This is a genomic window from Maribacter sp., from assembly GCA_020629415.1.
GTDB lineage: Bacteria > Bacteroidota > Bacteroidia > Flavobacteriales > Flavobacteriaceae > Maribacter > Maribacter huludaoensis.
Window position 1 is genome coordinate 87051 of the sequence record JAHDDL010000007.1, and the last position, 24524, is coordinate 111574.

24 protein-coding genes are annotated in these 24524 nt (G+C 34.1%); 4 read left to right on the top strand and 20 right to left on the bottom strand.

Translation table 11 applies throughout. The annotated features are described in order from the left end of the window. Nucleotides 1-23 precede the first annotated feature (23 nt). Genes QZ657_RS04850 through QZ657_RS04880 form a run of 7 tightly spaced genes read right to left on the bottom strand, consistent with a single transcriptional unit; the run spans nucleotide 24 to nucleotide 6222 of the window. Nucleotides 24-512: a gluconokinase gene (locus QZ657_RS04850; RefSeq protein WP_291965316.1), complete on the bottom strand. Its 489-nt coding sequence runs from the start codon at nucleotides 510-512 to the stop codon at nucleotides 24-26. After that, nucleotides 505-1425: a tRNA (adenosine(37)-N6)-dimethylallyltransferase MiaA gene (miaA, locus tag QZ657_RS04855; RefSeq protein WP_291965318.1), complete on the bottom strand. Its 921-nt coding sequence runs from the start codon at nucleotides 1423-1425 to the stop codon at nucleotides 505-507. Before miaA ends, QZ657_RS04850 begins: the two co-directional genes overlap by 8 nt. Beyond that, nucleotides 1418-2275: an ion transporter gene (locus QZ657_RS04860; RefSeq protein WP_276472320.1), complete on the bottom strand. Its 858-nt coding sequence runs from the start codon at nucleotides 2273-2275 to the stop codon at nucleotides 1418-1420. The genes miaA and QZ657_RS04860 overlap by 8 nt, the downstream gene beginning before the upstream one ends. A 1-nt stretch (nucleotide 2276) precedes the next feature. After that, the gene (locus QZ657_RS04865) at nucleotides 2277-3644 is read right to left on the bottom strand and encodes an exonuclease domain-containing protein (RefSeq protein ID WP_291965320.1); all 1368 of its coding nucleotides are present in this window, start codon (nucleotides 3642-3644) and stop codon (nucleotides 2277-2279) included. 37 nt (nucleotides 3645-3681) lie between these two features. Next, nucleotides 3682-4335, bottom strand: coding sequence for a YggS family pyridoxal phosphate-dependent enzyme (locus QZ657_RS04870; RefSeq protein ID WP_291965323.1), 654 nt, complete (start codon nucleotides 4333-4335; stop codon nucleotides 3682-3684). Between the two features lie 25 nt (nucleotides 4336-4360). Further along, the gene (locus tag QZ657_RS04875; RefSeq protein ID WP_291965325.1) at nucleotides 4361-5251 is read right to left on the bottom strand and encodes a 3-hydroxybutyryl-CoA dehydrogenase; all 891 of its coding nucleotides are present in this window, start codon (nucleotides 5249-5251) and stop codon (nucleotides 4361-4363) included. Then, nucleotides 5248-6222: a Gfo/Idh/MocA family oxidoreductase gene (locus QZ657_RS04880; RefSeq protein WP_291965327.1), complete on the bottom strand. Its 975-nt coding sequence runs from the start codon at nucleotides 6220-6222 to the stop codon at nucleotides 5248-5250. Before QZ657_RS04880 ends, QZ657_RS04875 begins: the two co-directional genes overlap by 4 nt. A 147-nt stretch (nucleotides 6223-6369) precedes the next feature. On the opposite strand from QZ657_RS04880, the gene QZ657_RS04885 reads away from it, so the two are divergent. Then, nucleotides 6370-7011, top strand: coding sequence for a protein-L-isoaspartate(D-aspartate) O-methyltransferase (locus QZ657_RS04885; RefSeq protein ID WP_291965329.1), 642 nt, complete (start codon nucleotides 6370-6372; stop codon nucleotides 7009-7011). Here the strand turns inward: QZ657_RS04885 and smpB are convergent. Continuing rightward, nucleotides 7008-7469: an SsrA-binding protein SmpB gene (smpB, locus tag QZ657_RS04890; protein WP_276472326.1), complete on the bottom strand. Its 462-nt coding sequence runs from the start codon at nucleotides 7467-7469 to the stop codon at nucleotides 7008-7010. The genes QZ657_RS04885 and smpB overlap by 4 nt on opposite strands. 80 nt (nucleotides 7470-7549) lie before the next feature. After that, nucleotides 7550-8092: a SixA phosphatase family protein gene (locus tag QZ657_RS04895; protein WP_291965331.1), complete on the bottom strand. Its 543-nt coding sequence runs from the start codon at nucleotides 8090-8092 to the stop codon at nucleotides 7550-7552. 84 nt (nucleotides 8093-8176) lie between these two features. Between QZ657_RS04895 and QZ657_RS04900 the strand changes: the two genes are divergently transcribed. Beyond that, complete coding sequence (locus QZ657_RS04900) at nucleotides 8177-9814, top strand: PorP/SprF family type IX secretion system membrane protein (RefSeq protein ID WP_291965333.1); 1638 nt, start codon at nucleotides 8177-8179, stop codon at nucleotides 9812-9814. Between the two features lie 61 nt (nucleotides 9815-9875). Here QZ657_RS04900 and QZ657_RS04905 read toward each other — a convergent pair whose 3' ends face one another. Beyond that, complete coding sequence (locus tag QZ657_RS04905; RefSeq protein ID WP_291960235.1) at nucleotides 9876-10469, bottom strand: TetR/AcrR family transcriptional regulator; 594 nt, start codon at nucleotides 10467-10469, stop codon at nucleotides 9876-9878. Between the two features lie 112 nt (nucleotides 10470-10581). After that, complete coding sequence (gene clpB / locus QZ657_RS04910; RefSeq protein WP_291965336.1) at nucleotides 10582-13182, bottom strand: ATP-dependent chaperone ClpB; 2601 nt, start codon at nucleotides 13180-13182, stop codon at nucleotides 10582-10584. A gap of 158 nt (nucleotides 13183-13340) precedes the next feature. On the opposite strand from clpB, the gene ytxJ reads away from it, so the two are divergent. Then, entirely contained in the window at nucleotides 13341-13733 is a 393-nt protein-coding gene (ytxJ, locus tag QZ657_RS04915; RefSeq protein WP_291965337.1) for a bacillithiol system redox-active protein YtxJ, read from the top strand. A gap of 27 nt (nucleotides 13734-13760) precedes the next feature. Here the strand turns inward: ytxJ and QZ657_RS04920 are convergent, their stop codons facing one another. Beyond that, nucleotides 13761-14945 (bottom strand): hypothetical protein, encoded by a 1185-nt coding sequence (locus tag QZ657_RS04920; protein WP_291965338.1) that lies wholly within the window; start codon nucleotides 14943-14945, stop codon nucleotides 13761-13763. A 247-nt stretch (nucleotides 14946-15192) separates the two neighbouring features. Here QZ657_RS04920 and glyA point away from each other — a divergent pair, with 247 nt between their 5' ends. Continuing rightward, entirely contained in the window at nucleotides 15193-16467 is a 1275-nt protein-coding gene (gene glyA / locus QZ657_RS04925; protein WP_291965340.1) for a serine hydroxymethyltransferase, read from the top strand. A 27-nt stretch (nucleotides 16468-16494) separates the two neighbouring features. Here the strand turns inward: glyA and QZ657_RS04930 are convergent, their stop codons facing one another. The 8 genes from QZ657_RS04930 to QZ657_RS04965 form a co-directional block, all read right to left on the bottom strand. Further along, complete coding sequence (locus QZ657_RS04930; RefSeq protein ID WP_291960243.1) at nucleotides 16495-17133, bottom strand: hypothetical protein; 639 nt, start codon at nucleotides 17131-17133, stop codon at nucleotides 16495-16497. A gap of 156 nt (nucleotides 17134-17289) precedes the next feature. Next, nucleotides 17290-17958 carry a histidine kinase gene (locus tag QZ657_RS04935; RefSeq protein WP_291960245.1) on the bottom strand — a complete coding sequence of 223 codons (669 nt, stop codon included), beginning with the start codon at nucleotides 17956-17958 and terminating at the stop codon, nucleotides 17290-17292. Between the two features lie 39 nt (nucleotides 17959-17997). Further along, a complete protein-coding gene (locus tag QZ657_RS04940; protein ID WP_291965342.1) occupies nucleotides 17998-20016 on the bottom strand; it encodes a tetratricopeptide repeat-containing sensor histidine kinase in 2019 nt (672 codons plus the stop codon). Between the two features lie 168 nt (nucleotides 20017-20184). Continuing rightward, nucleotides 20185-20361, bottom strand: a complete 177-nt coding sequence (locus tag QZ657_RS04945; RefSeq protein ID WP_276472337.1) for a hypothetical protein — start codon at nucleotides 20359-20361, stop codon at nucleotides 20185-20187. Nucleotides 20362-20500: 139 nt separating this feature from the next. Then, nucleotides 20501-21232, bottom strand: a complete 732-nt coding sequence (locus tag QZ657_RS04950; RefSeq protein ID WP_291965344.1) for a LytR/AlgR family response regulator transcription factor — start codon at nucleotides 21230-21232, stop codon at nucleotides 20501-20503. Nucleotides 21233-21376: 144 nt separating this feature from the next. Continuing rightward, nucleotides 21377-22912 (bottom strand): hypothetical protein, encoded by a 1536-nt coding sequence (locus tag QZ657_RS04955; protein ID WP_291965346.1) that lies wholly within the window; start codon nucleotides 22910-22912, stop codon nucleotides 21377-21379. 25 nt (nucleotides 22913-22937) lie between these two features. Then, nucleotides 22938-23324 carry an acyl-CoA thioesterase gene (locus tag QZ657_RS04960; RefSeq protein ID WP_291960252.1) on the bottom strand — a complete coding sequence of 129 codons (387 nt, stop codon included), beginning with the start codon at nucleotides 23322-23324 and terminating at the stop codon, nucleotides 22938-22940. A 3-nt stretch (nucleotides 23325-23327) separates the two neighbouring features. Next, the gene (locus QZ657_RS04965; RefSeq protein WP_291965348.1) at nucleotides 23328-24383 is read right to left on the bottom strand and encodes a glutaminyl-peptide cyclotransferase; all 1056 of its coding nucleotides are present in this window, start codon (nucleotides 24381-24383) and stop codon (nucleotides 23328-23330) included. Nucleotides 24384-24524: the final 141 nt, after the last annotated feature.

The window sequence follows — 24524 nt, forward strand, 5'->3', positions numbered from 1 at the left end:
TCCGGAAAGGATGCTTTTTTATTTTATAACTTTTCTATTATTTCTTTTACAATTTCATTGGGAGTCTGATCAATGGATACCGTTAGCGCATCTTTAGGAGTTTCAAGGTCATCAAATTGAGATTGTAATAAGCCTTTAGGCATGTAGTGGTTTTTTCGATTATTAAGTCTAGCTTCTATAAGTTCAAAACTACCGTCCAAAAAAATGAATTGATGTTTATTCTCTAAATTTTTACCAAGTATAGCTCTGTATTTTTCTTTTAAGGAAGAGCATACAATTACCGCTCCTGTAGCTAAATTTTCAAAACCTACCTCATTAAGTTTTTCTAACCAACCTTGTCGATCATCATCGTTTAACGGGTGACCTTCACTCATTTTCTTCACATTTGCTTCTGGATGAAAACTGTCTCCATCAAAAAAAGGAAATTGTAATTTCTCTGCCAATAGTTGCCCAATGGTAGATTTTCCGCTGCCTGAAACACCCATTAGATATAAAATTTGTTTTTTAACCATGTTTTAAATTTACAATTTCATTATCAATTTTAGACAAAAGTGTTGTAGGCTCATAATCAAAATCAATCCATTTGGTATTTTTATTTCTCAAAAACCAGGTAAGTTGTCTTTTTGCAAATCTTCGTGTATTCTTCTTAATTTCAGAAATTGCGAATTCTAAAGTCCATTCGCCAGAAAAATACTTAAAAAGCTCCTTGTAGCCAACCGTTTGCAAAGCGTTCAAATCTTTAAAATCTGCCAAGCCCTCAACTTCCTGTAAAAGTCCTGCGTCCATCATTAAATCAACACGTTGGTTGATGCGTTCATAAATAATGGGTCTATCGGCTTTTAAGCCAATGGATACTACTTTGAATTCTCTTTCTTCCTTTGGTTTATCAAGAAACGAAGAATAGGTAGAGCCGCTACCAATGGTAACTTCTAATGCCCTGATAACTCTTTGTGGATTTTGAATGTCAACCTTTTCAAAATATACAGGATCAAGTTGCTTTAATTTTACCTGTAAAGCTTCTATACCTTTTTCGGCTAGCTCTTTGTTCAAATCTTCTCGAATAGATGGATCAATGTTTGGGAAGTCGTTTAGACCATCTGTAACGGCATTTACATATAGTCCGCTGCCGCCAACCATAATAACCACATCATGGGTTTTAAAAAGATGAGATAATTTATCAATAGCTTCCCTTTCAAAATCGCCCACTGTATACTGTTCACTAAAGTTTTTATGTTGTATAAAATGATGTTTTGCTTGCGATAGCTCTTCTAAACTTGGAACTGCGGTACCAATATTCATTTCTTTGAAAAACTGTCTGGAATCTGCCGATATAATTTCGGTATTATAATGCTGCGCCAAGAGAATTGCCAATTTGGTCTTGCCAATGGCGGTTGGGCCTACTACCGATATAAGAATTTTATTCATTTAAAATAGATCCACAGTTATAACAATGTGTAGCGTCATCTCTATGGCCTTCTTTACTACAGGTTGGGCAACATTGCGTATTGATATGGACATAACTTCCTGATGTCTTAAGGTCTGATGTATCTTTACTTTGCTTAGAAAATTCGGCGGTAACCATACCTGTAGGTACCGCAATGATGCCATAACCTAATAACATAATAATAGTTGCAATTGCTTGACCTTGTGGTGTAATCGGTGCAATATCACCATAGCCTACGGTAGTAAGTGTCACTATGGTCCAATATATACTTGTGGGTATACTTGTAAATCCTGCTTCATCACCTTCAACTAAATACATAAGTGTTCCCATCATTACCGAAGCAATAAGAACTGCAAACAGAAACACCGTAATTTTTGCCCTACTGGCCTTTAAGGCTCTTTTAAGTTGTGAAGCTTCACCCAGAAAACGAGCAAGTTTTAAAATACGGAAAACCCGTAATAATCTAAATGCCCTAACCGCTAGTAATACCTGCGATCCGGCAAAAATATATGAGATGTATAATGGTATGGTAGATAAAAAGTCTATAATGCCATAAAAACTAAAAATATAGGCGCTTGGTTTTCTTATAGATATAATTCTTGCAATATATTCAATGGTGAAGAAAATGGTAACGACCCATTCAAGCACAAATAAAATATCATGATATTCGGCATCAATAGCTTTTACACTTTCTAGCATGATAAGAATGACACTGAAAATTATGATTATGAAGAGAATTATATCGAACAATTTACCCATAGGGGTGTCCGCCTCATAAATTATTTCATGAATTTTATGTTTCCAAGGTGAAAGTTTTTCTTCTTCTTTCAAACTATTCGTTTATTTCTATTATTTTAAGTACCCTTTTCTTTCTTAAATACGATTCAATAAGATAATTGGCGTCAAGAGTACCGTTCATTGGTGTAATTATACTTTCTAATATATGAATATTATTTATTTGATAGTTCAAATCATAGAACCCAAAGCCCACTAAAGAGCCATTTTTAATTAAAATAGCACTTTGTTCGCCAATTTCTCGACCTTTGTCCACCACAATAACTTTTTTGCCTTTAATGCTATTTTGTGTAGTTGCCGCAATTACGCGTTTATTATATTCCTCAATACTTTCTTTATTGATACATGCTCCATTACAAGTGTTATTATCATAACCTGAACAATTATTTCGAGCTTCGCTAATACCGTTTACTTTTTCGCAAAGTTGAAACTCTTTGGTAATCTTGTACAAGTAATTCTTAGCACTGAATACACTGTTAAAAAGCCAAATGGTCTCTTTACATTCTCTATAAGGCTTAATATCTAGGGCAAAATAGCCGTTTTCATTGACCCTTTTACAGATAGCATGACTGTACATTCTTTTTTTGGGGATGGTGCTATATTTTGGCCTAAGTTTTAATAGCTCTTCATGTTCTTTTAAAATGGCAATAAGTTCGTTGCCGGTAAGTTCAAAAGTTACCTTTTTAGTGTCTTTGGTTAATTTTCTGGACTTGGTATTGGTCTTGGTAAAAATTTGGTTGACCCTCTTTTTAATGTCGTTCGATTTGCTAAGGTGGATGATCTCCCCATCCTTATCATGCATGTAAAAAACTCCGGTTTTATTCGGTAAGTCTCTTACTATATCCAATTGTTTTTCAGATAGTTCGCCCTGTGTTTCTTTTCTGATAGTGTCTTTAATGATTATTTTTTCAGAATCTTTGGCAAGTAACAGTTTAAACAATTTTATAGTAGCCAAGGCATCACCGTTTGCACGGTGTCTGTCACTTACCGGTATGCCCAAAGATCGTACCAATTTACCAAGACTATAGGATTCGGCATCTGGTAATAATAACTTTGAAAGATCTACGGTACAAAGCGTTTTGCGTTCAAAATTATAACCTAAACGTCTAAATTCCGTTCTTAAAATTCTATAATCGAACTGGGCATTATGGGCTACAATGACCGTATCTTCTGTAATTTCTATAATGCGTTTGGCTACCTCGTAGAATTTAGGTGCAGTTCTTAGCATTTTGCTATTAATTCCGGTAAGTTTCACAACAAAAGGTTGTATTTCCCTTTCCGGATTTACCAAGCTAATGAATTTGTCGACTACCTTTTGTCCATCAAATTTGTGAATAGCAATTTCGGTGATACCCTCCTCATTAAATTTTCCTCCAGTAGTTTCAATATCTAAAATTGCGTACATGTAATAGTTTATAAATTATGGGGTAGATCTCTAGATATTAATTTCTTGATCCAAAGATACTACTTCCTATACGTACCATGGTACTTCCTTCTTCTATAGCTATTTTGTAATCACCGCTCATACCCATAGAAAGAGTAGTAAAATCCGAATAAGTACTTTGAAGTTTTACGAAAAGGGATTTAAGACTACTGAACTCTCTACGTACTTGTTCCATATTATCGGTAAAGGTAGCCATACCCATTAATCCTTCAATTTTTACATTTTCAAAGGCTTTAAATTCTTCATTATCAACTAGATCAAGTAGCTCTTCTTCGTTAAAGCCAAACTTGGTGTCTTCCTCGGCAATATGTACCTGAAGTAAACATGGGATAATGCGGTTATGCTTTTTTGCTTGTTTATTAATTTCTGCCAACAATCTAGGGCTGTCGACCCCGTGGACCAAAGAAACATACTCGGCCATATATTTAACCTTGTTGCGTTGAAGGTGCCCTATCATGTGCCATTTAATATCTTTTGGTAAGTTCTTCCACTTTTCCGTCATTTCTTGAACCCTATTCTCTCCAAAAACACGTTGTCCCTGATCATATGCCTCTTGAAGGTACGATATTGGTTTTGTTTTTGAAACGGCAACCAAGGTAACGGACTCGGGAATGGTATCTTTTATGGCTAATAAGTTTTCTTTTATAGACATATATTTTTACAGTTCTTAAGGACTCTTATTTCTTAAATTGACTTGATACTACCTCTGCCTTTCTATTTTCTGAATAATCATAAAAGCCTTCACCGGATTTTACACCTTTTTTGCCTGCCATAACCATATTTACAAGTAATGGCGATGGTGCATATTTAGGATTTTTAAATCCGTCGTGCATAACGTTTAAAATAGAAAGACAAACATCTAAACCAATAAAATCAGCTAATTGTAATGGTCCCATAGGGTGCGCCATTCCCAACTTCATTACCGTATCTATTTCTTCAACACCTGCAACACCATGATGTAAGGTTTCAATAGCTTCGTTGACCATGGGCATTAAAATTCTATTTGCCACAAAACCAGGATAGTCATTTACTTCTGTTGGAGTCTTACTTAATTTTTCGGAAAGTTCCATGATAGCGGTAGTGGTCTCGTTAGAAGTACTATATCCACGAATAATCTCTACTAATTTCATAATAGGAACCGGATTCATAAAATGCATTCCTATCACCTTATCAGGTCTACTGGTAGCGGCAGCTATCTGTGTTATTGAAATTGAAGAAGTATTTGAAGCTAAAATGGTATTAGCGTCGCAAAAGTCATCAAGTTCTTTAAAGATTTTAAGTTTTATAGTTACATTTTCTGTGGCAGCTTCAATAGCTAGATCAACATTAGATACACCAAGCTGTAACTCTGTAAAAGGTGTAATGTTGACAAGCGTATTTTTTTTGTCATTTTCACTGATTTTATCTTTCGCCACCATACGGTCAAGATTTTTTGTAATGGTAGCAATACCTTTGTCCAATGCATCTTTAGAAACATCAATTAGGTGTACTTTAAAATTGTTTTGGGCAAATACGTGGGCAATACCATTACCCATAGTACCAGCACCTATAACCGCAACTGTTTTCATATTTTATTTGGATTAAATGCTGCAATAATCTGTAATGCAACTTTTAGTGCTTGTGTTCCTTGTTTTAAACTTACTACAGGCGTTGAATTATTTGTAATAGCAACCGCAAAAGACTCTAGCTCATCTAAAATGGCGTTATTGGTCTCAATGGACGGATTTTCAAAATAAATCTGTTTTTTAACGCCTTCCGCATTTTGTAAGATCATATCAAAATCACCCGGTTCTTTTGGGGCATCTTTCATTTTTACGACCTCAACTTTCTTTTCAAGAAAATCAACGGATATATACGCGTCTTTTTGAAAAAATCTGGATTTTCTCATATTCTTTAAAGAAATTCTACTGGCCGTTAAATTTGCTACGCAACCATTTGCGAACTCTAAGCGTGCGTTTGCAATATCCGGTGATTGACTAATGACCGAAACACCGCTGGCATTTACCTGTACCACTTCAGAATTAACAACACTTAATATAGCGTCGATATCATGAATCATTAAATCAAGAACTACAGGTACATCTGTGCCTCTAGGATTAAATTCTGCCAATCTATGTGCCTCAATGAACATTGGTTCTTTTATGGCCTGTTTTACGGAAGTAAACGCAGGGTTAAAACGTTCTACATGACCCACTTGTCCTTTAATGCCATATTCTTTTTCTAAGGCCAGTAATGAATTAGCTTCCTCTAAGGTATGGGTAATAGGTTTTTCAATAAATATATGCTTACTTTTCTCAATTGCTTTCTTTGCACAATCATAATGAGAAAGGGTAGGGGTTACAATATCTACAACATCAACGGCATTAATGAGATCATCAAGATTTTGGAAATAAGTATAACCAAATTCAGAACTAACCTTTTCGCCATTAGAACTGTCCGCATCGTAAAAACCGACAAGTTCATATTTTTGAGATTCTTTTAGAAGTCTAAGATGTATCTTGCCTAAATGCCCAGCTCCTAAAACACCAACTTTTAACATTTATTTCGTTTTCCTCAAAAATACGCATAGTTAGGTACTTTTATCCTATGCAGTATTTCAAATTTGGAAAAAAATAAGGATAAGTTTTTGCTTGTACTACCATCATATAAAGAACTTTGTTAACTTTGAGGTACAAACCGACTACCATTGAAAGATACCTTAAAACACAGGGGAATGCGCAATCATTTAGCGCAAGTATTGATAGACAAAGGAATAGCCGATAAAAAGGTTTTGGACGCCGTAAGGGAAATACCTAGGCATTTATTTATGGAGAGTAGTTTTGAGGGGCATGCTTATCAAAACAAAGCATTTCCTATAGCTGCCAATCAAACAATTTCTCATCCGTACACGGTTGCATTTCAAACTGAATTGTTAGAATTGGAACCAGGGCAAAAAGTTTTGGAAATTGGCACGGGTAGCGGTTACCAAACAGCGGTACTTCTAAAATTAAAAGTTAAGGTCTATACTGTTGAAAGACAGTTAGAGTTGTTTAAAAAAACCAGCATCTTTTTTAAAAAAATGGGTTACAGGCCAAAGCAGGTAATTTTTGGCGATGGATATAAAGGATTGCCAAAGGAAGCTCCATTTGATAGAATTATTGTAACCGCTGGTGCACCAGAAGTACCCAAAGCTTTGTTATCTCAGTTGAAAGTTGGCGGTAGATTGGTAATACCAATTGGTTTTGAAGAACAAATAATGACTTTGTTCGTTAGAACTACGGAAAAAGAATTTTCAAAGACGGAGTACGGTTCGTTTAGATTTGTACCGTTATTGGAGAATAAGAATTAGCCGTTAAAATTTTTCTTTATACGATCAAGATCTCTCTTGTTATCGCGATCTTTAATAGATTCTCTTTTGTCGTAAAGTTTTTTACCTTTTGCCAATGCAATTTGCATTTTGGCAAATCCTCTTTCATTGACAAAAACGCGTAGTGGAACAATCGTTAAACCAGAAGTATTTACTTCCTTGCTAAGTTTTTTTAATTCTCTTCTTTGTAAGAGTAATTTTCGTTCTGCCTTTGGTTTATGGTTAAAGTGAGATGCATGGGAATATTCATCAATTTGCATATTTATTACAAAAAGCTCCTCTTTATCATTAAATTCACAAAAACTTTCTGAAATAGACGCTCGTCCTTCCCTAATGGCCTTGATTTCGGTACCTGCTAATACGATACCTGCTGTATATTTATCTAAAAGCTCATATTCAAAACGAGCTCTTTTGTTCTTAATGTTTATAGTATTCTGCATCACAAGCAAAAGTAATAACATTTCAATGAATGTCTTATACTTTTAAAATTTATTGCTAACTATATAAATTGTTGTTAGTATTAATCCGGGCAGTTACAATTAAAAATCAATTTTTCAACAGAAGGTGTACCGTTAATAATTTTAACTATAAATAACGTACCATTTTCGCTATCCTCAATGTCATAATACTTTTGTTCGTCAATTAACTTATTGACAAATTCAGGAGTAGTGTTACTGTGACCTACTATTAGGACATTGTTGTTTAAATTATCGGCCTTAAATTGTGCAATATCAATGGTGCTTGGGTCGTAGTACTGTACATCTATATTTTGTTTGACCGATGTAGGTGCTGCCGTCATTGCCGTTCTATTGTAGTCAGTTGAGTAAATGGCGTTAAGTTCCGTGTCTGCAAGAATTTCTGCCCAGTGCATAGCTCTTCCTAATCCTTTTTGGTTAAGTTCTGGATCAGGATCGTCTGGATTGTTTCTATTTTTTTCGGCATGTCTAATAAGATAAAATGTCGAAATTGATGTTTGTTCTTGCGCTGTATCATTTACTGGCTCATCTTTGCAAGAAAGATTGATTGCTAGAAATATTAAAAGAACAATTTTTAATGCTTTCATGAAATTTTGTTTGGTGTATTAATTTAATAACTAAAATTACTTCAAAATAGTACTATAAATAGTCTATTTTTTGTTTTTTTGCATATGAAAAAAAATTGTGGGGCACTTCTTATCGGTTTTGTAGTTCTAGGTCTTAAGGCCCAAGAGGTCGTACTTCCTACTGATTTCAGGCAGCAAAATCTCACTGAATACAACAGTAGTTTAATTAATCCGGCTTATAGTTTAGATTGTAACAATCCCTCATCTGTAGCATTGTGGACTAGATGGCAATGGCAGTCTTATGACGGAGACCCAACAACGTTATTCTTAAATTATACGGCAAGGCTGAATGATGTTTCTGCCGCAGGTGTTGGTTTTTTTCAGCATAATACAGGAATTTTTCTTAATACGGGAGCTGCTCTAAATTATGCTCACACCATAGAATTAAGTGATGGAGTAATTTTAGGTGCTGGTTTAAACGTTTTCGCTTTTCAACAAAAATTAGCGGACGATCGTTTTTTTGTACCGAATCCCATACAGACCACTGCAGAAAACGACTTCATATTACAAATGGCGCCAGGCGTTAATTTAAGTATAGACAGGTTCAATATTGGATTGGTTTCTGAAAACCTTTTCGATTATAATTTTACCTCCAACGAGCGTAACACAAGTCCTGAAGATAGAATGTTTCAGACTTTGGTGAGCTATGATTTTCCTGTTAGTGTATTAAGTACGGATGATAACTCAGTTTTAAGACCTATGCTATATTATAAGACTATCCCTGGGTTGGATAATCAAATAGGGCTGACTACATTATTGACGACAGATAAATATTGGGCGCAGGCCGGTTATAATAGTTTTTACGGGTTTTCCGGTGGTGTAGGTGGGCGTTTCTTTAAACGATTGTCTTTTGGTGCATTGATCGAAGTAGGAACAAGTTCAGAATTAAAAGGACAAGATCCGTCATTTGAATTGGTAACATCTTACAAACTAGGAACCTTACGTACACCAGAGGAGAAACTTGAAGAACAGTTAATTGCGGAGGAGCAAAAACGCAAACAGGATGTTTTGGTAAAACAAGAAGATAATGTAATTGTATCCAATCAATTGACAAAGGCAGAGAAATTGGCACTTAAACGAGAATCTAAGAAACAAGAGCGTTTGGCACTTATTGAAAATAAAAGAATAAAGGATAGTATTCAAAATGCTTCAAGTAAACCAAAATTGGCCGTAAAAGAATCAAGAAGGGATATTAGAAGAAGAAAAGATTCTATAGAGAACGCCAGGGCAGAGCAGGCTTTGGTAGCGGCCAAGGCATTGAAACAGCAAAAATTGCAAGATTCTATAGCAACGGTTAAGAAAAATGAAGCAGCTGCTTTGGCACTAGCTCAACAACAAAGGCAAGATTCTATTGCCCAAAGCCAGGCTTTGGCCATGAAAAATGAAGTAGTAAAGGTTAGGGCTGGGGAAAAATACGAGGAAGTGACAAAAGAAGGTTCCTTAGAGCCAGGTTACTACCTAATTGCCAATGTATTTGGGACTAAAAAGTATTTAGATGCTTTTATCTTAGATATGCAAAAGCGTGGAATAAATGCTAAATCATTCTTTAGACAAAAGAATAAATATAACTATGTGTATTTGGCTAAATATAATTTTATAAAGGAAGCCAGAGAAGCTAGGGACTCTAAACTAAGTGGAAAATACACTGATAAATTATGGATATTCAGGGTTACCGGAGAATAGAAAGCCTAATAGTTTTCACAGGGGTAACTTTTTGTTATAGCTTTACTACCTAATTATAGATTTATTTCAATTCCCTTTTAATAAGAACATCTAAATAGGTAACCGTATTCAATAAGTATTTGCGATCCTTTGTTAAGGTAGCCATTGAAATTGCCCCTTGTATAATTGTAAATAGTTGTTTTGAGAATTGCAAAGGAGATACCGGTAGTTTAAATTCCCCGTTATTAATGCCGTTTTCAAAAACCAAAGCAATTTTTCCTTCAATTTCCTTGACAGTTTCTTTTGCTGCAGCTGCAAGTAGTTTATTATTGTGTTGGGCATCAATACCAACGTTTAAAATAGGGCAACCACCCATATTCAAAGTAAAAATGTCATATTTTTTATAGAAGTTGATCAAATTATTAATTTTGTCCATGGCCTTGCCGTCAATTGACAATTGCTCGTCAATGGCAGAAAGTAATAAACTTCTATTATATTCAAAAGCAGCTAGGGCAAGTGCTTCTTTGTTTTCAAAATTACCATAAAGCGCACCTTTGGTTAAGTTGGTGGCGCCGGTTAAATCACTCATACTAGTGCCCACATATCCATGTTTGTTAAAAACAGGTGCGACAGTCTCAATAATAAATGCAGTTGTTCTTTCGGCTTTGGTTGACATAATAGACTGTTTTAATGCGAATATAAATAATCTATACTGTATGGTATATACTGTTTATAAAAAAAAGCGTCCATATATTTTATATGAACGCTTTTCTAACAAATTAATAATATTAAACCGTTATTTCTTCCTGATTTCTAAAGACCAGACCATTATCAAAAGCATCTAACAACACAACGCTTTCAGCTTTAATTTCACCACTCAACAATGCTTTTGACATATTATTGAGTACTTCTTTTTGAATAGTTCTCTTTACAGGTCTTGCACCAAATTGTGGGTCATATCCTTTATCCGCCAAATAATCTATAGCTTCTTCCGTGGCATCTAAAGTAATTTGCTGATTATCCAGCATTTTCTTTAAACTCTCTAGCTGAAGCTTAACAATTTCTTTAATATTATCTTTCGTTAAAGGTGTAAACATGACTATGTCATCAATTCTATTGATAAACTCCGGTCTAACGGTCTTCTTCAATAGACCTAGCACTTCAATCCTTGCGGCTTCGGTTGCACTATAAACGTCTACGGCATTTTCAAAAGTGTCTTGGATAATATCGCTACCCATATTACTGGTCATGATGATAATCGTATTTTTAAAATCTGCGACCCTTCCTTTATTATCGGTCAATCTGCCTTCATCAAGGACCTGTAATAAGATATTGAACGTATCTGGATGTGCTTTTTCTATCTCATCCAATAATACAACTGAATATGGTCTTCTGCGTACGGCTTCAGTTAATTGTCCGCCTTCATCATAACCTACATATCCTGGAGGCGCACCTACAAGTCTACTGACCGAATGTCTTTCTTGATATTCGCTCATGTCTATTCTGGTCATGGCATTTTCATCATCAAATAAATATGATGCCAAGGTTTTTGCCAATTCAGTCTTACCTACGCCGGTTGTACCTAGAAAAAGAAAGGAACCTATAGGTTTTCTTGAATCCTGCAGGCCGGCCCTACTTCTACGTATGGCATCTGAAACCGCCTCAATGGCCTCTTCTTGACCAACAACACGTTTATGGAGTACTTCTTCAAGCTTCAACAACTTTTCACGTTCGCTCTGCAACATTTTTGTGACAGGAATGCCGGTCCATTTAGCAACTACTTCGGCAATATCATCACTGGTTACCTCTTCTTTGATCAACGTACCGGAATGTTGCTGTTTAGCTAAATTGTCTTGTAGCTTAGTAAGGTTTTCTTGAGCTTCTTTTATTTTGCCGTATCTAATTTCCGCAACCTTGCCATAGTCACCATTTCTTTCGGCACGCTCGGCTTCGGCTTTAAAGTTTTCAATGTCCAGTTTTGTCTGTTGAATATTGTCAACTACAGATTTTTCGCTTTCCCATTGGGCAAAAATTTCATTTCGCTCTTCTTTCAAATTTGCCAAATCTAAGTTTAGAATCTGTAATTTTTGAGTGTCGTTCTCCCGCTTAATAGCTTCTATTTCAATTTCAATCTGCATAATCTTGCGGTCAAGAACATCTAATTCTTCAGGTTTGGAGTTTATTTCCATTCTAAGCTTAGAAGCGGCTTCATCCATAAGGTCAATGGCCTTATCTGGTAAAAATCTATTGGTGATATACCTTTGTGATAATTCTACCGCAGCAATTACCGCTTCATCTTTAATGCGCACTTTATGGTGTGCTTCATATTTTTCTTTAATACCTCTAAGAATAGAAATGGCACTCTCGGTATCTGGCTGATCTACAACTACTTTTTGAAATCTTCTTTCCAGAGCTTTGTCCTTTTCAAAATACTTTTGGTACTCGTCTAATGTAGTTGCGCCAATTGATCGTAACTCGCCTCTTGCCAAAGCTGGTTTAAGAATATTGGCCGCATCCATAGCACCTTGACCTCCGCCGGCACCAACTAAGGTATGTATTTCATCTATGAACAATATAATATTGCCATCTGCACTAACTACCTCTTTAATAACCGCTTTCAGCCGTTCTTCGAACTCGCCCTTGTACTTTGCCCCGGCGATCAAAGCGCCCATATCTAAAGAATAAATTATTTTATCCTTTAGGTTTTCAGGAATATCTCCTTGTATAATTCTATGTGCCAAACCTTCAACGATGGCAGTTTTACCTACGCCGGGTTCACCTACAAGAATGGGGTTGTTCTTTGTACGCCTTGATAGAATTTGTAGAATTCTACGAATTTCTTCATCACGCCCAATAACAGGATCCAGCTTGCCGCTATCTGCAAGCTCATTTAAGTTTTTTGCATACTTTTTTAAAGAATTATAGCTGTCTTCCGCACTTTGTGAAGTAACTTTTTCTCCATTGCGCAATTCATTTATGGCTGCTATTAAATGCTTTTCTGTAGCCCCTTGATCTTTTAAAATCTGGGCTATTTTACTTTTAGATTTTAATATGGCCAAAAAGAGATGTTCTATAGAAACATATTCATCTCCCATATTTTTGGCACTGATACTTGCTTCGTTTAGCGTTTTGCCGGCTTCTCTTGAAAATTGAATATCGCCGCCTTCTACTTTAGGAAAGCTTAAAAGTTCATTTTCTATGATTTGCTGAACCAATGAAAAGTTAATTCCCAATTTTTTTATTAAAAAGGGCATTACATTCTCTTCAACTTCTGTAAGCGCTTTAAAAATATGTTCGTTCTCAATTTGCTGATGTCCGTTATTTTGGGCAATCAGCTGGGCCTGTTGTATGGCCTCTTGTGATTTTATAGTAAAATTATTTATGTTCATTTTCTTTGGGTTTTAGTTTATTGTAATACTTTTGATATGTATTTGTCAACAATCTTACCAATTGAACTTACAGGACAAAATGACTGTAAATAAAAGAAATTAGGTGACAATTAGTCAGTTGTTCCTTGATGAATACACAACATTAAATTAAGAATTTTATGGGAATATTTGGTGGTTTATTTGGTTCTAAAAGTGAAGGTGAAAGTGGTTCTTCCAATATACCTTGGATACCTTTAAATACCGTAGACCAACTTGGTACAATTAAAGAAAAATCTAGTAGTAGGCCTCAGGTAATATTTAAACATTCTACAACCTGCGGTATAAGCAGAATGGTGCTCAATATGTTCAAGAGTAGTTACAGTTTGCAAGATGGGCAAATGGATCTTTACTTTTTAGATTTGTTGGCTAATAGAGACGTGTCCAATGCCGTAGCATCAAAGTTTGGGGTAATGCATCAATCTCCTCAATTATTGATCATAAAAAATGGAGTAGTGGTTATGCATGATTCTCATGGTGCAATATCAGATATTAACTTAGAGAAATACGTTTAAAAAAAAAGCCCAATTCAAGGGGCTTTTTTAATTGAAACGTTGTTTGTTCAGTATGTCGATAAGATTATTCTTTAAATCCTCACCGGCATCATATACCATTTGTTCGTTACTGGGAAATGGAACCCTTGCCAGCTGTAAGAAAGACATTAACTCATTATTTAAAGCTCTTTTGTCACCGTCATAATTGGCATATATATGTTCAAATATAAATTGACTAGATAACGGGTATTGATTTACTTTTTGTTTTTTCTTTAAATCAACAAAACTAACTACGCCATTAACTTCGGCACTTTTGTATTGTGTATACTGATAAAAATTGCATCTTACAGTTTTAAATTTATCTATCTTAATACTATTGCCTAGGCTATCTTTAACAACGTTACCGTTACTATCCTCTAAAAAGGTATAGCCATCCTTAATTTTACGCTCTTTGCTAATTTGCTTCTCCCTTATCTGTTCTGGAGAAATATCAATATTCTGAAATGAAACTTCCATTTGGTAATCATACAGTTGATTTTGTATTCTTTTTGTATGGTATTCTGTCCAATTAGAATTTAATCCGAATATATTTAAATTTAATAGTTCGTCTTCCAGCCTTTTGGGAATTATCTGATCGGTATTATTGATCATGTCCACAATTATATAATCTAACCCTTTTTGATAGGCTTCGTCTATTTTAGACATCACATCCTTATAGTTTGGGTTAATCTCATTTAGATAAATAAGATCGTTATACGCTTTTCTAAAATCAGATTTGTAATTGGCTTCCTGTAATACTTTAGTGGCGTTGGTATAGAGAAAATTAGACAATTCTGATTTAGCGGCAATTAGCTCATCATCGTAATCTTTAAAAACGAAATTTGCTTTTCTACCTTCATCTGTAACGTATAATGGTAACAAAGGCCGAATTCTTTCTTGAATAGATTTCAATCTAGCATAGCTATTATAGATTTCCTCATAATTTTTTGCATTGCCATCTTTTTTTAGAAATTTAATATGCTGTAGCTCTCTATCTGTATTCTTTTTATATCCTTCTTCTAACAGAATTATGTATTGTTGGTTGCTCTTCTTGGTCTTGTTTGTAGCAATGTTAGCAACCGCTTTGTTGATGGCAGTTTCATAATTACCTGTATTAAGGGCCTCTTGAGTTTTTTTAACTCCACTACATGAAAGTAGTATTCCGATAAAACTAAATAGTAGAAATTTTCTCATGTCTATTATTTTTAGGATTTATAATAGCTATTCAACAGCCGTGCCACAAAAAGGTTTTAATTAAACGTTATGGGATAAGTAATAGTATATATTCGATAATGTGCTCAATCCATTTGTGGATTAAGTTTCTATAAAGAGTGTAGTTATTAACTAATTTTAATAAATAAGTTAAGTGTTTGTGTACTTTTTTATATTTCTTTAAAAGTGCTATTTGTATTTTTGCCACTTATTTAAAAGATATAGTACCATGCAACGCGATACCACAATTTTTAATCTTATTGAAGAAGAGAAACAACGTCAAATCAATGGAATTGAGCTAATTGCTTCTGAAAATTTTACTAGTCCTCAAGTAATGGAGGCTCAAGGCTCTGTGCTTACAAATAAATATGCCGAAGGATACCCGGGTAAAAGGTATTATGGCGGGTGCGAAGTAGTGGACAAAGTTGAGCAATTGGCAATTGATAGGGCAAAAGAGCTTTTTGGTGCAGCTTATGCTAATGTACAGCCACACTCTGGTTCTCAGGCCAATGCAGCGGTATATCATGCATGTTTAAAACCCGGTGATAAGATTTTAGGGTTTGATTTGTCTCATGGAGGTCACTTGACACATGGATCGCCCGTTAATTTTTCCGGTAGATTATATACACCGGTATTTTACGGTGTTGATAAAGAAACAGGAAGGTTGGATTATGATAAAATTCAAGAAATAGCTACTAAAGAGCAACCAAAGTTGATTATTGCAGGTGCATCGGCATATTCAAGGGATATGGATTTTGAGCGTTTTCGTAAAATTGCAGACAGTGTAAATGCTATTTTACTTGCAGATATTTCTCACCCGGCAGGTTTAATTGCCAAAGGACTTTTAAGTGATCCAATTCCTCATTGTCATATTGTAACGACAACTACTCATAAAACATTACGAGGACCAAGAGGTGGGTTAATATTAATGGGTTCTGATTTTGAGAATCCATTCGGAATCAAGTTAAAAAACGGAAACTTAAGAAAAATGTCTGCTTTGTTGGATTTGGCTGTTTTCCCAGGAAATCAAGGTGGTCCTTTGGAACATGTCATTGCCGGTAAGGCAATTGCATTTGGTGAGGCCCTGACCGATTCTTATGCGACATATATAGCACAAGTAAAGAAAAATGCAGATGCCATGGCAACGTCTTTTGTTAAACGTGGATACAATATTATCTCTGATGGTACCGATAATCATATGATGCTGATTGACCTTAGAAATAAAGATATTTCAGGAAAAGACGCGGAAAAAGCTTTGGTGCTGGCAGATATTACTGCAAATAAGAACATGGTGCCATTTGATGACAAATCACCTTTTGTTACTTCAGGAATACGTTTTGGTACCGCTGCAATTACAACTAGAGGATTGGTTGAGAGCGATATGGAAAAAGTGGTAGATTTTATTGATCAGGTAATTACAAACCCTGAAAATGAAGCTATCATAAAAGAAGTAAGAGCAAAAGTAAATGCAATGATGAGTACTAGGCCAATTTTTAATGCTTAATTGAAAATTGAAAAAGATTTAGAGTTTTTATTCAGATAAAAACTCTAAATCCCCACTTACATAGGTATTTTTAAGTACATCATAAATAGATGCTTCATCATCTTTGTCAAGGTAAATCCCCCAAAATTCCGAATATGTTTTTGGTGCAGTATTAATTTGATCTTCGTTAGCTTCCATATTCTCAAAACTGTCTTCAAATATCGGAACAAAAATTTCATATGGTTTTTGAGTAAGTCCTCTGGTTAAAAAAACATAGTTAAATGCAATCTGCTTTAAAATGTCATTTAATTGAGTGGGTATACTCTTGTCGTAAATACGTTTTATTACAATACTAGTGTCATTTAAAAAGAATGTAAGCTCCTCAATATCAATATTGTATTTGTTTTTTGTATTCAATATTTCTAAAGCATGTTGTAACGGAGATTCCTCTGTTCCACTATTTCCCCATCTACCTGTATTAAAATGAGATAGTAATTCCAATAGATCTAAATTACAGGATACTTCCAATACTAAACTAATAGAATTGAACGTAATGTGCTTGTTGTTGAGCTGTACATTTGAAAAATAATGAAATCCTAGGGAACTTAGAAATGTATCTATACCAACGATTTCTTTGGTATATTCTAATTTTGAATTGTTGATGAAATTTTCGAAATTAAAAGGCATATAGGTGGAAATTTATAGCATTTCTTTGTTATAAAGATACTTTTCTAACTTCGTAATCTGACCTAGGAAAACCTTAGAATTTCAGAGGATATTATTATAAAATAACTTTGTATTTTGTAATAGGCTGATAGTTAAATACTTATTAAAAGTAGTATTCTAGAGGAAACCACGTGTTTTGGCTTCATTGATCAAGGCCAGATCATTACCGTTTTTAACATCGAATAATGCCTTAAGTTGTCTTTTTCTGGCTTCAACTGTTGTGTTGGCAGATCCAATTAAAGGCGCTATATCTCTAGTGTGTATTCCTTGAGAAAGATGGTAAAGGATCTTTTGGTCTTGCTCATCTATAATGATATCTGTGGACATTCTGCGGCGTATAGCTGACAATGCACTGGCGGTATAATACGGAGAGCCGTTAATTATAGTTTCTACCATAGTCTTAAGAGACATTTCATCTATCTCTGATTTTACCATATATCCGTCAGGATTTACCGTTTTAAAAATGTTATTAATTCTATAGTTGTCGCTGTAAGATGACATGAAAACGACTTTTGATTTAGGTACCTCTGCTCTTGCCACAATACCTAAATCTACTCCTGTCCTTGGATCTTTTGATTCTGGGGAAAATAATTGGATATCTAAAAGAATAACATCATACGGTACTGCACGTTTAGAATTCTCTATTTTTATTTTGCCTTTTTCAAAACTGGTAGCAATTTCAACTTTAACATTAAAATCTGTAAAATCAGAATCTTCCAGGATATACTTATATCCTAGAGCTGTCATTTCGTGGTCATCTACCGTTAAAATTCTTACAGTGTTCATAGTTTCGGGGTCTATTATAATTTACTAAACGTTTTTAAATTAAATATTATTATCGGTGTTACTTTTAATATCCTCTTTAATAGGAATATTTAAAGAAATAGTAGTGCCTTCTCCTTGTCTTGAGTCTATATGAAACGTTCCGTTTAATTTGTTCATTCTAGAAGTAATATTTCTTATACCTATGCCTTTTTTACCTTTGTTCACATTGTAGCCCACGCCGTTATCGCTCATAATTACATTGAAGTCATTGTCATTTCTATAAAAGGTAACTTCAAAATAGGAGCATTTAGAGTGTTTGATCGCATTTTGAAATGTTTCTTGAATAATACGATAAACATTAATTTTAATTTCTCCGGCCAAACTATCCCAATTTTCATCTTCATTAAAATGGAAGTAGGTCTTAATTTTATTGTTCTTGTTATTGGCAAGAAGTGTTTCGACAGAATCTGTAAAATTGTTTATTTTTTGATATGCACTATGGCTAAGCTCGTGAGATATTGACCTTATCTCGTTCTCAATTTCTTGTAAGGATCCCAGGGCTTTGGATTTTTCTTGAATTGCCTCATCTGTAGTCCTTTTGTTTAAGCCGGTAAGTATCATTCGTGCTCCAAGCATTTTTCCAAGCACGCCATCGTGTAGTTCTTCTGAAATTCTTTTTTGCTCCAGGCGCTTAACTTCATCAACTTTTTGCTTTTGCATAAGCATTAAATTGAAGATTTCTTGATTATTAGCCTGTTGTTGTTGATCAAAACGAAGTTTTTGATTCTTGGCTCTTTGATTTATTATTATGTAAATGGAAAGACCAAGTAAGAAGAAGCCTGTTGCTATACCGATCCATATTTGTTTTTGTTTGGAGAGTGTTTCCTTTTCACTTTCTAGCTCTATATTCTCGGCTATAAATTCATCGGTTTCAAAACGTATACGTGCAAACTTATTCTGTTGTTTTCGTTCTTCTATTTGTAAACTATCATTAAGCTCGGTATAATTTTTAAAATATTCAGGGGCATTAGATTTATCTAATTCTGCCAGGTACTGCCAAGTTTTTAACAATTGTTCATTAGCGCTTCCTTCCACTGATAATCTTTCGGCAATTTTGGCTTTTTCAATAGCCCCTAAAGTATCTGCAGCGTAAGCCTTATATTCAGAATAACTGTGATAGCTTGATGCCAAACTGCCGGTATCGTCTTGTTGCGCTTTAATATCGATTGCCTTCTTTAATAATTTTTCTACGTCAACAGTGTCTTTAAAATATAATTTTGCGGTAGCAAGATTGCTAAGTGCTTTGGCGTATAATACCGGATGTTTTTCGTAGATATTTAGTTTGCCTAAAACTTCATTAAAATTTTCTATGGCCTTTTTATACTCTTTTTTATCCCTGTAAATGACCCCTATATTATTAATTAAACTAGCCTTGTTAATTTCTGAATTAGGAATTTTGTCCAAATAATAAAGCGCTTCATTGTAGTAAGAAAGTGCTTTGTCATAATCCTTTAAATCGTTTAAAACTATGCCTAGTATATTATAAGATTTGTACAACCCTTTGGTGTCTTCAATTGAATTATATATTTCAATTGCTTTTATAATATTTGCTTCGCTGCCTACGTAGTCTTTAATTTTCATTTGAATAACAGCCTTTTGCAAATACATTTCTCCTGAATTGGATCGATCGTTTAAGGCTTCAAAAATGTTCTGTGCTTCCGTATAGTAGTAAAATGCACTATCTTTTATAGATCTTTTACGAAAAAAATAAGCTAAATCCCAATATGCATTGGCGGCAGCTGCAGAATCCTTTATTTTAAGATTTACAGAAATCGCATTCTTGTTGATTTTACGGAACAATGCGCTGTCTACAATTTGTGATTGATTGTAAGATAGGTTGGATAGGTATTTGGACTTAAGAGTATCATTACCAATGTTTTTAATAAACTGAAAAGCTTTAAGCTGTAACTCTATTTTAATTTTTTGGTCAACTTTATCATCATAACTTTCAGATATCCAGGCGTCAATACTATCGCTTTTGAAATTGTTATCAATTTCAATGGCCTGATCGGTTGACAATGGGGCAGGAGCGTTCTTTGAACAACTTATACAAAGTATGTAGATTGCTGAATAATAAATTATGGACTTTATCAAGAAAAACTGATGTTATAATTGTTAAAATCCAAGTTATAAAAAAAGCCTTTAACGAAATCGTTAAAGGCCTTTTTTTTATATTTAAAAATTTACTTATATAATTTTCTTAGGTGGTTTTCTATCATCAAGTGGTAAAGAACAGTCATCGCAATTTGAAGCTTTTGTAATATCGTTAGTGTATTCAACTTCATTGTTTGTGTCTTGAAAAATTGATGTTGCCATACCTATTGTCATTATTGCAACTGCTAAAATACTAACTACTTTTTTCATATTGTTCTTGTTTTTAGGGGTTTCTTAAATAATTATACAGCCAAAGTAATATCGATTAGTGGCTTGTGAGGACATTATTATAAGTCTTAAGTAAACGGCCTGATTCTATTAGTAAATGAACCAATTGTGAGAGAATTCTTTAATTAAGTGAAGAAAAGGTGTTTTTTGAAAGAATGTTTTTAAGGTTGTTCATATTCTCTCTATAAGTTTTTGAAAAAGGGATATTTTGATTTACTGCTTTTATAGAACAGATAGATTTGCCAAAGTTGATACGAGAAACGTAACTTGTATTTACAATATAGCTTTGATGAACACGCATAAAATTGTTCGGCAAAGTTTTTTCAAATGTCTTTAACGTTTTGTAGGCGTTTATAATTGCACCATCTTTCATAAAAAACTCAGTGGTATTGTTATCTGCCTTTAAATAAAGAATATCATTAGTATTCAGATAATGAAAGTCGTTATATGATTTTAAGCAAATTGTCTCTGGCGCCTTCTCTTTTGGCATTCTTTTCTGAAGTTTCAATAACGATTTTCTGATGTCAAATTCATTGAACGGTTGCAACCAGTAGTCGAAAAATCCATTTTTGATAGCATCATATGCATAATTTTTGGTTGATGCTATACCAATTAAAATGGGTAGGTGATTCATATATTGATGAATTTCTGTAACCATTAAAAAAACAGAAGAATAATTGGTATTAAGATTGATAAAAACTATATCTGGAGAGTACTTTAAAATATCGTTTAATCCATCTGAAGGATTATTGGTTGTATTTACGCATTCAAAATCACCGTATTCGTCTAAAAATGTATGCAACTGCAAATTTGAAACAGCATCAGGATCTATTATGGTATAAGTATAGTTCAATGAAAAATAGTGTGTGCGCTAATTTAAACATAGGTAAGAAAAAGAAAACCTAGAATGTCCTTATAAAAACGAAGGACATTTTGATAAAATCAATGTTTGTAGGGGCTGTGACAGAAAAATCTGTCGAAAAGTACTAGGTTTTGTCTACTGATCTTTCTCTTTCGCTTGAAAAGCACCTAAATCAGGATTAGGAATTCTTTGTGTTCCTAAAATATCAACCGGATAATTATTTGCGGTATTTATATCACCTTTGTTTATTAATTCAGAATCTAAACCAATTCTATAATCGTTCATAAAAGGCTGAAAATAGTCTAATTTGCCGTTAAGTGTAATATTTAAATAATGTTTTTTATTTTCAAAATCGTAAAGAACATCTTCGTTGGTAGATGATTGGTTTTCATTAAATTTTATAAAGCAATTTTGAAAAGTGTAGTTAAAAATATTCTGATCGTTCTTTTGTAGTAAAATCTCATTTGAGCTATTACCATCTATAATGCAATTCTTGAAATCAGCTAAAAATAAATCAAAACTTTCACTTTCATCAGTGCCGGAAGTATTACTGATTTCAACACTGGCATTAAACCTAAAGCCTTTGTTCCAATAGTTTGCAATGGTAGCATGAATAAAAGAATAAGTACCGCCATTTTCAATTTTTAAGGAAGAATTACCAGCTGCTCCTAGAACTAAGTTGTTGGCTACTATGTTTGTGTTGCTTGCCCAAATATTATACTTAGCGCTATTGAATATGCGACTGTTTGCGATGTTCAAGGTTTCTTCTGGGGCATTAATCTGACCTTCTACATATAAACCTATTTCAGCGTTTTTAATAGTCAAGTGATTAATAGTGTTGTCTTTGCTGCCCGCACCGATCCAAATAGCGCCCCATTGTCCGGGGATATTTTCAAATTCAGGTTCTAAGCGATCTCCTTCAAATATGACTTCCTTTTCAAATTCGTTGTCATTTGAACTAAGCTTTCCATTAATGATTAGGGATGATTCATCTTGTACTAAAATACCAGAATTTTGATGAAAATGAACACGAGTGCCCGGGTCTATAATAAGTTTTTTTCCCTTGGGGATGACGGCGTATCCATATATAACATAAGACTTATCGTTTTTAAAATTTAAGTGAATATCTGCCAATTCAAAGCCTTCTATTTCAATTGGGTTCCCATTTTCATCGGTATATAGTACTATCGATTCCTCTTTATTTTCCTGTGGATATAGAAATATGGCATCTTTTACCAATGTAACCAATTCAACGGTTTGTTGAAAAGGTTCCTTATCGAACAAAATGGCGTCTGTGTAAAGTAATTCATTAAGTGAATTGTCCGTAATACCTATAGTGGTTTCTACAAAAACAAAAAGGCTATCTTCGGCGTAAATGGGAATATTGGTAAATTCTTTACCGGCAACACCATCAACATTTAACCTGTAATAACTCTCGTTTCCATTTTTAAGAGATATGTTGGGTATTAAAATATCTTTCTTGGTGTCGTTAAACACCTTTAGAGTGTAAGTACTACTGCCAATATTGGTAAATACCGTATCCAGATAAACAGTGTCTCTTGAAAATGAAAGACGGCCACTACTTTCAGTGTATTCAAAATCTTTTCTGCAAGAGGTGCTACAGAGAAGAGCAAATAGGGCAGAAAGTATAAATAGGGTCTTTAGATGCACGCAAATGGGGTTTGACAAATCTAAGTTACAGGAAAATTTTTTTAATAGCTTCCGGAATTCTTAAAGGTCTATATGTTATACTATCAAGAAGACACCATTCAGTACTTGATCTTACTAGTAATTTTTTGGTGGTGCCATGTATCATCTCTACAATTCTAACACATTTGGCACCAGAGCTAGAGGCTATATAAGTTGATATTTGGATAGGGTCGCCAAGAACTGCTGCGCGTTTATATTCTATATGATGGGTTAGTACCACCCAGATAACTTCCTCTTGCATTTTTTTGGTTGCTATAGTTTGCCAGTGTTGTTTAGAGATATCTTGTATCCACTGCACGTAGCGAACATTGTTGACATGATTTAAATCGTCTAGGTCATCATGTGCAACAACAAGTTCTTTTTGGAATGCCATATGTTATTTTTTCTCAATTTGGACTTCGAACATTTTGTTCCAAAATTTACCGGTGACAAAAAAAGTTTTGCGATCCGGGTGATATGCTATTCCGTTAAGAACGTAGTTTGTTTTGTCCCAATTTTCGGTTTTGGTGATCATATCGCTTAAACCACTGAAATTGATTACTCCTTCAATGGCGCCAGTATTACTATCAATGATCATAACGCTAGGTTTTTGGTATACATTGGCATAAATTTTTCCATCAACATATTCCAATTCATTTGCAGAGTCAAAAATGGAAGAATTGGTTACTGTTTCAATATAACCGTTTTCGGTCATCGTATCCGGATTTATAAACCAAATTTTTGCTGTTCCGTCACTCTTAAAAATTTTTGAACCATCATTGGTCAATCCCCATCCTTCACGACTCTTTCCATATTGAAAATTATCTAATTTTTTAAAAGAGTTAAGGTCATAAATAAACCCTAGGCCACTTTGCCATGTTAGCTGGTATATTTTATCGTTTAAAATAGTAATGCCTTCCCCAAAATAGGATTCATCCAAATCTATTTGTTCAAAGACCTTTCCTGTTTTAAAATCTAATTTTCTTAAATAAGACTGACCTTTTCTACCTGTAGACTCATATAAAGTGTCCTTATAGAATTCAAGACCTTGTGTATAAGATTTTGTGTCATGTGGATATTCATTAATGACAGTATACGTATAAATTTCCGGAGCTTTTTCAGAAAGTACCTTCAAGTTTTTGTTGATGTTTACCGTTTCACCATCAAAGGTAATTTTAGCGGTCAAAATTTTGTTGCCCAAGGTTGGAACATCAATTTTAATTTTGTCGTTATTAAAATTTAAAGGAGCACCGTCAATACTATATTCTACATTTTCTATCTCTTTTTTCTTTTTATTTTTAATGCTTATACCAATTTCTTGATTTTGTTGAACTTGGTTTGCATTTTTTTCTAAACTAATTTCAAATAGGGAAGATGGTTTTTGATTGCCACTTCCACAGGCAGTAAATAAGCTGGTAATTAGAACGATACAGAAATAATTAAAAATTTTCATTAAGAAAATGGGTGTTTAAGTTGATGAAGTAATTAATTCAAGGCAATTTAATTCATAAAAATAAGAAACTAAAGGATTGTCAAAGTTTTAAAAGATTGTATATTTGCACCCGGCAAGTCCTACACGACCAGCTCCTGTAGA

What these genes read in the sequence shown, in the direction of transcription:
- QZ657_RS04850 (WP_291965316.1), bottom strand. Translation starts at nt 512, where the DNA reads ATGGTTAAAAAACAAATTTTATATCTAATGGGTGTTTCAGGCAGCGGA.
- miaA (WP_291965318.1), bottom strand. Translation starts at nt 1,425, where the DNA reads ATGAATAAAATTCTTATATCGGTAGTAGGCCCAACCGCCATTGGCAAG.
- QZ657_RS04865 (WP_291965320.1), bottom strand. Translation starts at nt 3,644, where the DNA reads ATGTACGCAATTTTAGATATTGAAACTACTGGAGGAAAATTTAATGAG.
- QZ657_RS04870 (WP_291965323.1), bottom strand. Translation starts at nt 4,335, where the DNA reads ATGTCTATAAAAGAAAACTTATTAGCCATAAAAGATACCATTCCCGAG.
- QZ657_RS04875 (WP_291965325.1), bottom strand. Translation starts at nt 5,251, where the DNA reads ATGAAAACAGTTGCGGTTATAGGTGCTGGTACTATGGGTAATGGTATT.
- QZ657_RS04880 (WP_291965327.1), bottom strand. Translation starts at nt 6,222, where the DNA reads ATGTTAAAAGTTGGTGTTTTAGGAGCTGGGCATTTAGGCAAGATACAT.
- smpB (WP_276472326.1), bottom strand. Translation starts at nt 7,469, where the DNA reads ATGCAGAATACTATAAACATTAAGAACAAAAGAGCTCGTTTTGAATAT.
- QZ657_RS04895 (WP_291965331.1), bottom strand. Translation starts at nt 8,092, where the DNA reads ATGAAAGCATTAAAAATTGTTCTTTTAATATTTCTAGCAATCAATCTT.
- QZ657_RS04900 (WP_291965333.1), top strand. Translation starts at nt 8,177, where the DNA reads ATGAAAAAAAATTGTGGGGCACTTCTTATCGGTTTTGTAGTTCTAGGT.
- QZ657_RS04905 (WP_291960235.1), bottom strand. Translation starts at nt 10,469, where the DNA reads ATGTCAACCAAAGCCGAAAGAACAACTGCATTTATTATTGAGACTGTC.
- clpB (WP_291965336.1), bottom strand. Translation starts at nt 13,182, where the DNA reads ATGAACATAAATAATTTTACTATAAAATCACAAGAGGCCATACAACAG.
- ytxJ (WP_291965337.1), top strand. Translation starts at nt 13,341, where the DNA reads ATGGGAATATTTGGTGGTTTATTTGGTTCTAAAAGTGAAGGTGAAAGT.
- QZ657_RS04920 (WP_291965338.1), bottom strand. Translation starts at nt 14,945, where the DNA reads ATGAGAAAATTTCTACTATTTAGTTTTATCGGAATACTACTTTCATGT.
- glyA (WP_291965340.1), top strand. Translation starts at nt 15,193, where the DNA reads ATGCAACGCGATACCACAATTTTTAATCTTATTGAAGAAGAGAAACAA.
- QZ657_RS04930 (WP_291960243.1), bottom strand. Translation starts at nt 17,133, where the DNA reads ATGCCTTTTAATTTCGAAAATTTCATCAACAATTCAAAATTAGAATAT.
- QZ657_RS04935 (WP_291960245.1), bottom strand. Translation starts at nt 17,958, where the DNA reads ATGAACACTGTAAGAATTTTAACGGTAGATGACCACGAAATGACAGCT.
- QZ657_RS04945 (WP_276472337.1), bottom strand. Translation starts at nt 20,361, where the DNA reads ATGAAAAAAGTAGTTAGTATTTTAGCAGTTGCAATAATGACAATAGGT.
- QZ657_RS04960 (WP_291960252.1), bottom strand. Translation starts at nt 23,324, where the DNA reads ATGGCATTCCAAAAAGAACTTGTTGTTGCACATGATGACCTAGACGAT.
- QZ657_RS04965 (WP_291965348.1), bottom strand. Translation starts at nt 24,383, where the DNA reads ATGAAAATTTTTAATTATTTCTGTATCGTTCTAATTACCAGCTTATTT.